Origin of the sequence: Bacillus pretiosus (assembly GCF_051294775.1) — a bacterium.
GTDB lineage: Bacteria > Bacillota > Bacilli > Bacillales > Bacillaceae_G > Bacillus_A > Bacillus_A wiedmannii.
Genome location: NZ_JBPPHF010000006.1, coordinates 98478 through 112890 on the forward strand (window position 1 = coordinate 98478; position 14413 = coordinate 112890).

The following is a 14413-nucleotide window of genomic DNA, read 5'->3' on the forward strand; positions in this document are numbered from 1 at the left end:
TCCTTTCTATCGTTGTTGGCTATCTAAAGATCTTTTCGCTTGTTCAAAATCACTACGGTATAAATTCATAGGGTCCGATGAAATAGATGAGTGACTTACATTAATGTTTTGGTAACTATCTAAGATTTCTTGATGCAGCTGAATACCAGATTTAGAAGAAAATAATTGGTCTACATATTCTCCAACTGCAGACTCATAAATAGATTGGCTTCTTGTTGAAGCTTGATCCCATAACTCTGTTTTCATTACTTCTTCTTCCTTCTTTGATTGGTCTAGTAATGTATAAGACTCTTGTTTAATGATTAAATAGAATGTCTTTGCAAATACAGGAGAGAAATGAAGATAGATCGATCCATTTGTTTGAACTGCTCTTGAAAGAGGAATTTCGTAAGTAGTCGATTCTTCATTTTGGTCAACTTGATACATCAATGAAAGTAACTCGATTGGATACTCTGTAAAGAAATCAATGAACAAATGATTTACGGTTTTAGGCTTGTCTAACGTGATTTTCAGCTTGGCCATAACACCTTTTCCGCTGACTTTTTCTGTTTCATCTACTACATCTGTTTCTAACGCAGAGAAGAAATTATAAAACTCATTTACTTCTTTAAGGGCGATTTCCGTTAAATCAATATAGGTCAAACTAGTACCTGTAAAGTCTGTTTCAAAATCATATCCATATGAAACAATTTTCTTTCCCGCGAAGTCCCAAGAATAAGGATAGTATTCGATTTTATAAAGTAATCGTTTTAATACTTCCGTTAATCTTGGTCCAGCTTCTACAATCGGGCGATCATCAAGCTCAGCATGTTCATAATCACTATTAGGAGCAACTAGATAGATACTAAAATGCTCTTGTCGATTGTATGGGTGCATAAATGTCATTTCCCATAGTCCTTCAAATTCAGATACGGATAATGAATAATGTTGTTCAATATAAATGGGAGTAGGCATTCTCTTTCCTCCTTTCTATAGTTTTTTTATTTCCGTATAAGCAGGTGCATTCGTTTTAACTGCTTGTGCCCAATACGTTTCAAGTGAATCATCTATTGCATGTTCCAATGGATGGTTTTTATCTGAAATGCTATTTGGTGCTTGATACATAACTTCAATCTTTGCAGTTGTTGCCCCATTTGAATTTTGCATTGTGTTCTCCACTTCTCTGATAGGTAGTGATAAATAGTGTTGATGAAAACTACGATTCAATGATGCGCTTTGTAAAGATTTACCGTCGCGGTCTAAGAATAAATGTGCATATTGATCATGATCTGTTTCCATGTACAAACTCTTTTCTTTTTCTTCAAAACCGTATGTCTTTACGACTAAACCATCTTCTCCTTTTGCTTTGAGGTTTAATTCCTCAACACGAGTAGAAAGTGAGTCCACTTCTCTTTTTACATCATCTAATGTTCCTCGAAGAATTCTGTCGTAATTCGCAATTACTTTCTCAATAATAAGATGTGAGTTATAAAGTCTCTTTAAATCCAGAGCTACATTCGAGTGAATTTGGTTAAAATGTTCGGCATCGACTTTTTCACCCGTTGTCGTAAGAGTCGTAACCTTTTCTTTTCTATTTGCAAGTTGTTGAATAAGTGCTTCGAACTCTTCTTTTGTTATGACTTTTACATCAAACAAATCCATATTTTCTTGTAATAGCTGCTCTACTTCTTTACGATCATAATTAGGTAGAACAGATAAATAATTATTCAAATATTCCATATCTACACCTCCTTATGTTGGATATAAACCCAAGGACCTGCCTGTTCACTATATCGATTTCGTATCCGAATAGCAGGACAAGCACTATCGATGGTTGTTTGTTGAATATAAATCCATTCTCCTTTTTCGTTTCTTATTCTCATAGGAGATTTACTTATCTCTAAAGCAGAAGCTAAAATTGATTCAATTCTTCCATATTGCATTTCGCTGTAATGAAAATGTCCATATTGATTTGTCTTAGTCGTTCGTTTCATAGCAGGTTCCGCTTTCACTTGGAATGCATTTGCTTTTGGAGTTTCCTTTCTGGTCTCTTCTTGAATATAAACCCAGGGGGATTTTTCGTCTGTTGTAATAGAACGAATTCGGATTCGTAGCTGTGTCATTCAGAAACACCTCCAAAATATAATAAGAGGGAGCTATTGCTCCCTCATGAACGTAACCATTCGTATATGACCAGTCAATATATAAGTTATTGTTATGCTACGACTTCAGCTTCTACTATTTCTTTTGTCGGAACCGCAGGTGGCGCAGGGGGTGCTGCATGTCGCATCATTTCTTCCTGAAGCTGCTGTTCTTCGATAGCTTTTTGTTTTAGAAGTGTTTTGTATTTAACATTTTCACTGATTAACGTAGTAATTGTTGATTCATATTCTTTTATTAGTAGATTTACATCTAAATTTGTTGTATTCCCTTGTTGATTCATTTTGTCTTTCCTCCTATTGAATATTTGGAACATATTATTTTCTGAACAAATCATAAGGACTACTTATTAAAATATCAAGCTAGTTGTGTTGGTTTTTCGTCCCACTGAATAGCATTTACTTCTTCAATAGTTGTACATGCCTCTATTCGTGGCTGAAGTACATTTCTTAGTTTAGATATTTTCGCATCCTTTTCTTGGTACGCTACAAATGCAACACTCATAAACTGCTCTCTATTTAAAGTAACTCTATGGGGTGTATCACCTTTCCATGCAGTCCACTCAACTTCTGTCATAAGACCTTCATTAAATAATGCTAAGCTACCAATGAAATTAGACTGTGCTTCTGTATCAAAAGAGAATGTATATGTCTCTGAACCAACAGAAGCATCAAAGTAGCCTAAGATATCTTTATTGCATGCATCATTTAGTTGATTGAATTTAACTGCCTTAACATCTTTTAAAACAACTTCCATATCTGCACCCTCAACCCACTCATTTAAAGTTTCATCAAATCGGGGTTTGTAATAACTTTCTTTCCAGCAAAACTTAATAATTCTTCGTCCTTCAGATAAAGCTTTTTCTATTTTGTCCTCTGACATTAAGTAGTGCTCAATCACATAACCTTCCTCATCTACTTCCCAACATGGTAATCCTACATTTATAGGAGTAAACGGAAAATTATTAACAGGTTCTTCTATAATAGGTTCTTTTGTAATTCCTACCTCACCTACGACTTCAATATTTTCTAAACTTTCCATAACAAACCTCCTTTATTGTCTAGCTAGGAACCTAACTCCATTTAGAGAACAGAAATCAGGAGCGCCACCTTGCATCACAACGGTTCCATCTGCATTTATGTCAAGACGAGAACTACCATTAAAACCATTAATAGCATTAAAAATAAGTGTTGTGTTTGGTCTAAATCCAGCAGGTAATTGGAATGCAGACCCGCTCGTACCGCTATTACCTCTTAACAATCCTTGCAGTACAACAAATCCTGCTGCATCTTTTGTATAGGCAACTCCTCCGAATCCACCATACTGAGCCCATCCATTTGTGAATGCTGTAACCTGCGTGAATGGTCTACTTATGATTTCTGCATAACCACCAGCACTACCCGTGTTAACCCTGATTACTTGGGTACCATTCACATCTGAAACCCACCAGTTTGCAGTCGATCCATGACTTGCAGGATCCCTAGGTTTTATGTTCCCGTATCCGTCCATTGCCATACCTGAGCTATTCATAAATTGAATCTGCTTACCGTTGTATATTCTTAGGTCTCCATAGTTTGATACGTTACCAGCGCCGTCTACTTTCCATCTAACAACATCACCTGTTCCATGTATTTCAAGTCCATTATCTGCACCAGCACCTGATCCGCCAGTACGAATTCTTGCGATATTGTTAAGGAAGTTTAATGAAACTGATGCATTCGTATTGCTAGGATTAATGGTAGCAAAACCACCTGTTGCAGCAACCTCACCGTTTGCTCTTACCGTAGCTCTTCTTGCACCATTTCGAGCGAACTGTAAATCCCCTGTAGCGTTTGAAAGATTATCTGGTGAAACTACAATCTTCCAATTGTTTGTAGGGTCTTTCCATTCTAGCCCTTCTCCACCACCTGGATCAGTGATTGTAATATGGTTTACGTTTTCGATATTCATATTACCCATGTCAATTATTCCACCAACAATTAAGTTTCCAGTAAGTTTTACATTACCACCAACATAAAGTTTTTCAGTAGTTCCTGCAAAACCATTAATACCTACCCCTCTTTGACGGATAGATAATGCAGGTGTAAATGTAGGAATAGTAACTTTCAAGGTAACATCATTTGAACCATTTAATATGTAACCTATTGAATCACGAACTACAACAGAAATTGTCGCAGTATACGAATCAGCAAGAGTTGTACTACTTGTTACTGTGTAAGACTCTGTTCCGGAAGTTATATTTGAAGTTCCTTTTGTATATCCTGATGGCATTGTTGAGGTATTTGTAGCTCCTGCTAATGAAGTATTAGGAGTAATACTAACTTTGAAGGCTGCTTTACCAACTATACGAGATAGTTCACTTGAGGTAACACTTGGTTTTTTGTAGTAGTGAAGATCTACTTTTTGGGTTTTTGCAGAAAGTTTCGATGCGTTACCTATTGTTTTAGCTTCTATAAAGAAGGAAACATTTTTCTTACTAGTTAATAAACCGACTTCAGTGTGGTTGAGAGTTGCTGTAGTTGCGGCAGTAACAATACCTGTATTTTTAAGTACCCATAATGCTTCTCCTTCTTCCATTATTATGTCATAGCTACAATTTCGGCCAAGCATGTCCTTGATTGAGCCGGCAATCGAAAGTGAAAGTGGTTTATATTCAGGGAAGATATAGTTTACTGAATTTATTGAGTAGTAAGAATTGGCTGCTATAGATACGCTAGGAGTTCCATTTACAGGAGCGTCTATTCCTAAATTGAGTGGAATAGCTACTGTTTCAGTTCTCGATGAACCTTTACCATTTGTAGCAGTTACCTGTAAATCAATGGTTCCTTTGTAGGGATTTGTATCTGAATGGGCAGCCCCATTTAGTGCTGCGGCCTTTAGATTATCTAGCGTCATATAAGTACCGCCCGTACCATTGTTTGCATTGATTGTAATGTTCCCTGGAGAAACATTAGTAGTTCCATTAATAGTTGTGTACTTACTTGATATCCCACTAATGGTGTAACTTATTGAAGAACCCAAATTGTCAGAAGCAGCTCCAAGTGTTACAACAAAGGTTCTTGTATTGTAAGTAACATTAGCACTAGAAGTTAATGACGGTGATTTTAATTCATTTTTATTTACTGTTGGAGAGTAAATAAACCCAGACATCATTTCGTCTGTTCCTACACGGTTCTTTGCCAGCACAGCATATCGAACCGAGTTTGCACCTGCTCCTGGAGCATCATTAATAGACGTACCACTTATGGCACTATTTACAATGGTCCAGTTTTGACCATTAATACTTCTTTGTAGTTCATAAACAAGAGTTCCATTTGCCCCTGATGCGCTTGGCCAGCTAATATTAAAGGAGCCTGTCCCAAGATTTTCTCTATAATAAGAAGAAACCACTGTCGAACCATCCTTAATGGTAATTGAGCCACCTAATGAGGGAGTCGTAGCATAAACGGAAACAGGTACGGTTCCCGATTTACCTCCGACATAACCTGTTGTACTACTTGATGTTCCACCAAGTTGTGACGTTGCTGAGAATGTGTATGACAAGCTAGATGTTGCCGCTGATATTCCAGATACAGTTACGCTGATTGTGCTAAATTTAGCTCCTGCTCCTTTTGGGAATTTACCTAAAGCAGCAAAAGAAGCAGTAGTACCACCTATATTAATCTTGGGATAAACAAGTGCGTTAAAATAATCGTAAGTTTGGTTATCTAACCTAGCCCAACATGTAACGCTATATGTAACTGAATTTGCAGAACGACTTGTCTGTTCTGCATAAACTGTATAAAGCATGGTCGGGTATGAACCCGACGCCAATGCTGAAAATAACTCCATATGTTTTACTCCTCTCTTAATTTATTTATCTATTAAATGAATACATAGTCTATACCCTTATTGCCGGAATCTGTAGACTTTTTCATACGTAAGACGTTCGTAATTTCAATATCGTCCCTAGCAATAAAGCTACCATCTACTCGAACCGATGTATCACCAGTTAGGTTTTTAAATACGAAATCATCACCAGATGAACCATCAGATACAAATTCTAAAGCTGTAGTTCCTTTAATAGAGAAGCTTTTCATTTTGATTGTATTGTTCTTATAATCAATTCTGAAATCATTTGCCCCGAAGTCGAGTTTTTGATTGATGATATCTACTGTTAAGAAATTACCAAAAGTCGTTTTCGTATTTAATTCTACTGCGGATTCTCCAAGAACAACTTTCTGAATCTTAGAATCATCAGTAAGAATGATTTTTGCATCGCCTTTTATTGAAGCACTATCTCGAATTGAGATATTTCCTACCACCACTTCACCAGAGAATGTTCCTGTAAAGAACCCTTTCGTCGCTTCCAAAGTACCATCAGAGAAAACTTTGAATGGAGCGGTAGATTTGTTATCTCCTGCCCAGAAACGTAAGTCCTTACCAGTTCCACCAATACTACTTAACAGTCCACCTGTAACAACAAAGCTGTCTTTTTTAGCATCGTAATATCCTAACTCAATATCTCCACGGAATGTAGCGGCATTGAATTCAGCAGAACCATCAGCATCGATCTTCCAACCTTTTTTCTGTCTTTCATATCCAATAGATCGAGATGTACCAGATGTAGAAAGGTTACCGTTCGTGTCGATACGAAAAGTCTGTTGACCTGAATCATTGTATACTTGAACATCTCTAAAGTTAGCGTATTTCGCTTGAATTGTTCCTGTCTTAATATATTTACCATCGATAACTGTAACTCCAGTTGTGTCATCTTTGGCAAATAGGTTCGACATGAAATTCTTTTCATCTGATAATGGTCTGTAGTTTCCGTCCATATCTAGATAAAGTGGATTTGCTGGATCATAACCCGGTTGATCAGAGTTACTAATCTTATTTCCTTTGGAGTCAAGTGCCCATCCAGAAGCAAAATCAGAGAAGGTTACTTTACCTTTTAAGTTGATATTTTTACTTACTACATCAATAGCTCCTGGTGTGACAGACATAGAAGAAGCAATATCAAGTGCTTTAATGTCTCCATTTGGAGTTACTACTTTTCCAATTAATCCATCAATATCTTCATTAGCAGGATTCCAAGCTGTCAACTTTGATCCTTCTTCTAACTTAATACCAGTAAACCAATAGGTTCCATTTGTACCTCCACCACTTCTACCGATGTATACCTGTGCGGTGTTTCCTTTTGCGGTAAAGGTAAAGTACAACTTGACCCATTTATTTTTACCTGCATCACCTGCATCCATAGTTGCGCCTGGATAACCTGATGCACCATCATTCACTTGGATAATTCCTTGCCCAGATGAAGATTTCACATAGCAAGAAGCAGTATATTTCTTACCACTTTCAACAGAAAGCGTTTGGTATAATCCTTGGTTTGCTCCTGTTGTTGTAAATTTAACTGCTTTATCAAAACCAGGCAAGTCTGTAATATCTTCTACCTGTTTTACAGAAGGAGATCCCCAGGTTGTCCAACTTGTTGCATCTGCAGTAGAGAAACGAGAGTTTAAAACAATATTACGTCCACCATCTGTTTTTGATGGGTCGTAACCATCGGCAAACATTGAGCTACTATTAATATAAACTGTACCATTAACAGTTACTTCCCCTGTGTTGGTAATTTCTAATGTAACAGTACCACTATTGTTTGTTACTCTTAAACGTCTTGCATCGACTGATTCCGCTTTTACAGAGTTAGTTTTAAGTTTGCCACCATCAATAACAGTTATTCCGTTTTCAATAGTAGTGATTTCATAAGCATCTATTTCTTGTTGTGTAGGTTCTCTAAACACAAGTCTGTCAAAGACAATGTTCTTAACTTTGTTTGTTGTAGAACCAGAGTAGTTAGCAAGTAAATAACCAGCCATAGCTGAATAGCCAGATAGATTGTCTGTTGGTCTTTTCATAACTGCTCGAACCGTATACCACTTACCTAACGTTGGAGCAGTTACTACATCTGAAAGATGAATTGATGCCCTAGAAGGACTCATACTGTTCCAATCTAATAAGACACATGCTCCTGTTATTGAACCACTAACTAACATAAAGTCTAATTCAACTACGTAGTACTTGTTATTTGGAAGGTTTGGAATAAAGTATCCTGTTGTAATTTGTGCTCCTACTTGTGTAGTATCTGCACCGACATTAAATCTCATTGCACTACCAGTTCTTGTTAAAGTTGTTTCTTTTGAAACCGATGAGCTACTCCATGAAGCGAGTCCAGCTGGGAATGATCCTGTCCAATCAGAGAAAGTTGAGTTTACAACTACCTGTCCCTGCTTCAATGCATTATTTGCATTATTCGCTGCGTTCTGAGCTTTCTTATCTGTATCCGCAATAGCCTTATCGATATCTGCTGGAGCCAACTCCCAAGATGTGGCAACGTTACCCTCTTCGATTTTTAATGAGTTAACACGAATCCACGCATAACCATTAGAACCTGTTAACTCTCGTGTTGTGCCACCAGCAATTAAGATATACGCATTGTCGTCGTCGCGATCGGCTGTAAACGTTAGTTTAACACTGTAATAGTTCGTTAAACTTCCTTCAGCAATTGGTGCGAATTTTGGGAAGTCGGTTGTTTTAATATCACCTAAACGACGGTTACCACCAGCTACTGTATACATTAAGTACATGTAATCTAATGTATCCCCTAGTTCGCTTGTTGCTACGTTCATAGAAAGTGTATACTGTCGTCCACTTTTAACCGCAAACTTCCTTCCATCACTTGCCATCCCGACTTTACTACCTAATGGAACTGGCAATTGTGTTTGTCCGGTTCTTGTTTCCATAAAGAGTGCTTTTCCTGTTGGTAATAGTGGTTGTGCATAATGACCAATAGACCCAATGCTCCCCCAACGATTCCAACCTGAAGCATCTTTAAAGTCTGTTCCAGTCAGCATTTGAGTACCGCCGACTTTCATATCATCATATCTTTTATTTGCGGCATCGATTAAATCATTAATGTCTTGAGTAGCTAAGCTCCAGTCTGTTACCTTATTTCCTCTTTCTAATTGGAATCCAGTAACGAATCCTGCAGTTGCTACTGATGATGAATCTGCCCCAGCATAGACACTTAATGTACTGTCTTTTGCAACGAATGTATGAACTACACGAACCCACTTACCTACTTCCGGTTGAGATTTTGTATACGTCCATTTTACATTCGAATTACCTTCTTGCATCTTAATGACACCAGTTTTAGTTAATTTAAACCAAGCTGAAAGTGTATAGGTTTCTCCTGTAGTTACTTTAACACTGTCTAATGCAAGACCATATTCACCACTTACGACTGATTCGAATTGGAAACCAGTTCCGAATCCTGCCAGGTCAACATCTACACCTACTGTTTTTGTTCCGCCAGAAGTACCGAAACCTCTCCATTTACCCATTGTTTTAAATAAAGAGTTTGGAATGATATTATTTCCGCCAACTTGTATGTCTGTGATCATATCTGAAACATCAAGAGCCGATGGAGACCAGTTAACAATTCTGTTAGCCTCAGAAAACATAACATTCTTAACCCAGTATTTATTAGTGGCTGTTAATTGAGCACCATAGATAAAGGCTTTGAAATAAGCTGCTGAACTAATAGTAGATTTTGTCTTGAAGAGTATCGAAATTCGTGTCCAAGTGTTTGCCTTAGCAACGGTATCACTAGATATCAATGCACTTCTTTCTATTGCATTGTTGTTTCCACCTGTATCAAAGAACCAAAAGTGCATCGGGGTTGTGCTAGCTATTGCTGTATCTTCACTAAACATGATTTCCGTAGTGTATACATATTCTGTTCCTGCTTTAATTACAGGGACATTTACTGTGTTAGTAGAAGTTATAGAACCAACTGCTTCTAGTACAGAAAAACCATCCTTCTGAACAATGTTTAAAGATGTACCACTATTTAATACCCAACCATTTAGATTTCTGAAATCTCCAGAGTTTCTAAGTAAATTGTTACCACTGTTAAGCTGTCCAAGAATTGTATTTTCAATATCTTCTGGAGCAGGAGACCAGTCCATTGGTTTGTTTCCTTTGTATAGAGCAACCCAATCTACAGTAGCCAGTGTTGTATTTTGAGGATAGTTATATAAGCTCAGTTTTCTTTCGTTTCCTGTTGTTGTAGCTATTGCTTTAAACGTTACATAAGTTACTCCATTAACGTATGTAGTTGTAGCTTCCCCTACCTTGTTTGAGCCACCATTTTGCCATATGCCGAATCTTTGCCCCGCAGGAACAGTTCCTTTAATAACAAAAGTGTATTCTTGTCCAGTAATCCAATCCTCGGACAAGCTATACATCTTAATAAGGTAATCTGTTGTTGAGGAGTCTGTATTGGACTCTAACAATAGGTTCTTACCACCGACTTTTAAATTATCGATTTTGTCATTAGCATTATTTGCCGACTTATTAATCGCATCATTAATCGCTTTTTTGATTTTTTCAGATTCATTAAAGTAGGTATTCATCTGTGTTTTGAATAAATCTCTAGCAGTAGTTGAAGCAAATGTATATGTTGTGTTCATGTTCGCTAAAACTTCTGAAGCGATCTTTGGAGATACACTGTCTAAATTTGAATAAGCAGTTGTATATGTAGCAGCTGAAACACTAAGAGAGTTTGCCAGAGCTAATGTTTGTGTGTATTCCGCTTTGATTGACTCCCAATCACGGCTTAGTGTTTGTTTTTCTAGTGGCGTAATCTTCATGTCGCTTGTCATATCAGCAATAGCTAACTTAGATTCATAAGCACTGATTTCTTGCTCGGTTGCAGATCTTGTGATCACAGAATCAAAGTAAATTACATTAGCAGGCATTGTAGCGTCCATCGCACTAAATGAGGCCATTGGATAAACTGAATAGCCACCAAAATCACCAGTTTGGGTAATTTTAACTACTTTAGAAACTGTATACCATTTGTTTAAAACTGGAGCCGGAACTAAGTCTTTAAACTTTAGATAACTGTCCCAATAGATATTTGTCATATCTGCTCTCCAATGTCTAAACAGGACACCAGCACCATTGATAGAACCGCTTTCTAATTTGAATGTAGATTCCAAATAAACATACTCATAGAACGGATTATTCTTAGAAACAATATTCATGTATCCCGCTTGCCCTGCTGCCGTAGTAAATTTAACAGAATTACCATTTCCATTCTCTGAAGCTACTTTGGTTGGAGCAGTACCTACCGCACCTGCATATCCATTAGGTAGTGAACCCGTCCAATCAGCAAAGTTATAGTTCTTATTAATATAAGAAGATTCATTAGATGCAATTACATTCGTGTAATCCTTCGCGTTTTTCTCAGCATCTTCTGCGCGCTTCTTAGCTGTTTCATTAATCTTCTTAATTAATTGTGCTTTCTTATCGTAATAGTCATCAAATGTATTACGGAAAGTTGCACCATTGATATCACTAGTTGTTGTAATATCAGCAGTAATAGGAGAGATTGCTGCACTTAAAGCGTTGTAAGCATTCACATAGTTTGTTTTCTCAGTTGTGATTCCATAAGTAGTAGCAAGTGCTTCGTATTGTGGCTTCTCTGCTGAGATTGTAGCCCACTCTTTTTTCAGCTGTTGTTTTTCCAAAGGTGTCGCTTTATTGTCATTAGACATATCAGCAATAGCACTCTTACTTGCTTCTGCTTTTTTATCAGCTGCAGAAATTAACTTATCAAGATCTTCAGGACTTATTGTGTAATCTGTTGCTCTATTCCCTTCCTCAAGCTTGAAGTTTTTAAGTTTGACTGTCGCCCCGACTGGTGAACTATCAGGAAGAGTTGCAATAGCTAACATTTTTGTAAATGCCCAATCGTATTTAAAGGTTACGGATATTCTATTAAAATCTCCTACTGGAATTTTAGTTTCAACATATTTTGACTTAACATCATCGCGAATCTTAAACATACAGCCATCTATAGATGCACAAGCATCTACACTTAGAGTGTACTCTTTGTTGTCTGGTTTTCTAGTCCAAGATTCATTGAGCCAGTTGTACATGTTGTAATATGGTTTCCCAGCGGTTAAAACTTTAGCTTGAATGTATTTTCCGTTTGCGTCAGTTTGAAACGTTCTTTCAACATCCAAGTTTTGGTCTGAACCCCAACCAGTTAAAACACTAGAACCATTCAAGATATTACGTCCACCAATGGTGATGTTATCAACATTACCTTGTATTGTTTCGTTTATCTTCTTAACTAGTGTCGCTAACTTACTGTAGTAGTCTTCAAATTGACCGCGAAACGTTGCACCATTAATAGTGTCCGTCGTTTGCATATTCTTGAAATAACCAGGGGTTACATTAAGAACTGTGTTTAATGCGTTATAAGCGTTTACGTAGTTCGTTTTCTCTGTATCGATTCCAAATGAATTTGCTAGAGATTCATACTGGGGTTTTTCGGCTACAATTTCTGACCATTCTTTCTTCAATTGCACTTTTTCAATAGGAGTTAGCTTACTATCATTAGACATATCAGCAATTGAGTTCTTTGAATCTTGAGCCTTTATGTCTGCTGCAGATATCATTTCATCAATATCAGCAGGATGGGGTGTCCAACTAGTAGCTTTGCTTCCTTCTTCGAACTGAGGTCTTGCCATTTTTACCATACCGTTTTGAGATAGAGACAACATAAATTCTGCTTTGTCTGTAACATTTTGAGGTAATTCAAATGAAAGAGAAACGTAGACCCATTTGTCCTTAGCCAATTTCGACAAGTCTGTAACTTTCACATCAAACTGCGTACCGCTTGTATCACTTGTAGCTTTTGTGAATCTAACAGAAAGATCATCAGAACCGTTACCAATAAGAGGTACACTACTATCAACATACAACCAAGCACTAGCTGAGTAATTACTACCTTTCTCAATGCTTGGTAAAGGGATATTTCTTTGTGCTACTTGCGCTCTAGGGTTTCCACTTTGATAATTCGTTCTTTGTAAAGTTATAGAATTACTACCTTGAAAATCATTTGTATTGATAGTGACACCCGGCCACCCAGCAAAAGTTGAGGTGTAGCGTAAAAAGTTCACTCCACCAATTTTTAAATTAGCAATTTTGTCATTAGCATCACTTGCTGACTTGTTGATTGCATCATTAATTGCTTTCTTAACTTTTTCGGATTCATTGAAATAAGCACTTATCTTTGATTTAAATGTATCTCTCGTAGATGCTGAAGCGAATGTATAAGTGGTTGTCATAGTAGCTAATACTTCCGCTCCTATTTTCGGAGTAACACCATCTAAGTTTGTATAAGATGTCGTGTAAGTAGAAGTTGTAACACCAAGAGAAGTTGCTTGCGCTAACACTTGTGTGTATTCTGCTTTGATGGCTTCCCATTCTCTGCTCAGCTGTGTTTTTTCCGACGGAGTGACCTTTAAATCACTGGTTAATTCATCAATACCTGCCTTACCTTTTGCAGCGTTATCTGTAACTGTGCCTGCATCAGTTCCAGCGATTTTAGAATCAGAACTAATAATTAAACCATGAGCATAGATTTTACCGTCTATGTTTGTATAGAACATCTTGTTCCACGTACCTGCATTGTTCTTCTCGATAGAAATACCCTCAGTTGCATTAAGGATTGTTCTGAAAAGACCATCCCCTCTTAAAACAACGATACCTTTATCAGTATTGATAGTGACACCATTGTAGTCTTCTCCTGGTCTAATACTGTTTGCTAGATATGTAGATGTTGCTACTGCCAATCTTGAAAGTTTTTCGTAGTAAGCATCCCATTTAGCTGTCCATGTAACGGGGTCAATTGTCGTATCCCCTGTTAACCAAGGTCTCGGAGTTAATGACTCTAAATATGTTTTTAAATTACTATAGGCTGTTTCAAAAGCTGTATAATCCGCATGAGTTATTGGAATACCTGAAGCTCTAGCTTCTGCTCTTGCTAAATAAACTTGTCCGCCCTTTGCCTTATCAATCGTTTCAAGAGTAGGAAGAGTTTGTCCAGAAAGAACATCACCTGTGATTTCCATTAGAATTAATTTAATATTTGCTTTTTCGCCTGAAGAAATGATACCGTCACTTCCTGCTTTATCAGCAAAATCTTTTAGTTTTTCTACGTCTTGATAAAATGATGGATCTAATGAGGAAATAGATAATGATTGTTCAACCCAATTAGTCCCGTCCCAACTACTTAATGTATTAGGATCTTTAGTTGTGTCAATCCAAAGTGCTCCTAATGAAGGGTCAGCGGGCGGTACATCTGATACGATTGCATCGTTAATATCAACAAGTGATATGTGCCCAGTTGCTAATACTTCCATATTGTTCCCTT

General features: G+C 37.3%; 7 protein-coding genes. All 7 read right to left on the reverse strand.

The genetic code is table 11. From position 1 onward, the window contains the following. Positions 1-6: 6 nt before the first annotated feature. The 7 genes from ACSG5Z_RS24890 to ACSG5Z_RS24920 all read right to left on the reverse strand — a co-directional run bounded on the left by ACSG5Z_RS24890 (position 7) and on the right by ACSG5Z_RS24920 (position 14402). Positions 7-954, reverse strand: coding sequence for a hypothetical protein (locus ACSG5Z_RS24890; RefSeq protein ID WP_435712419.1), 948 nt, complete (start codon positions 952-954; stop codon positions 7-9). 15 nt (positions 955-969) lie between these two features. Continuing rightward, positions 970-1719 (reverse strand): hypothetical protein, encoded by a 750-nt coding sequence (locus tag ACSG5Z_RS24895; RefSeq protein ID WP_000456148.1) that lies wholly within the window; start codon positions 1717-1719, stop codon positions 970-972. A gap of 2 nt (positions 1720-1721) precedes the next feature. Continuing rightward, the gene (locus ACSG5Z_RS24900) at positions 1722-2102 is read right to left on the reverse strand and encodes a hypothetical protein (protein WP_327988606.1); all 381 of its coding nucleotides are present in this window, start codon (positions 2100-2102) and stop codon (positions 1722-1724) included. A 92-nt stretch (positions 2103-2194) separates the two neighbouring features. After that, on the reverse strand, positions 2195-2422 hold the full coding sequence (locus tag ACSG5Z_RS24905; protein WP_098000122.1) for a hypothetical protein: 228 nt from the start codon (positions 2420-2422) through the stop codon (positions 2195-2197). Positions 2423-2496: 74 nt separating this feature from the next. Beyond that, the gene (locus ACSG5Z_RS24910; protein ID WP_098000121.1) at positions 2497-3180 is read right to left on the reverse strand and encodes a DUF4376 domain-containing protein; all 684 of its coding nucleotides are present in this window, start codon (positions 3178-3180) and stop codon (positions 2497-2499) included. A 12-nt stretch (positions 3181-3192) separates the two neighbouring features. Continuing rightward, positions 3193-5970 carry a hypothetical protein gene (locus ACSG5Z_RS24915; protein WP_435712420.1) on the reverse strand — a complete coding sequence of 926 codons (2778 nt, stop codon included), beginning with the start codon at positions 5968-5970 and terminating at the stop codon, positions 3193-3195. A gap of 32 nt (positions 5971-6002) precedes the next feature. Further along, complete coding sequence (locus ACSG5Z_RS24920; protein ID WP_435712421.1) at positions 6003-14402, reverse strand: carbohydrate binding domain-containing protein; 8400 nt, start codon at positions 14400-14402, stop codon at positions 6003-6005. Positions 14403-14413 lie beyond the last annotated feature (11 nt).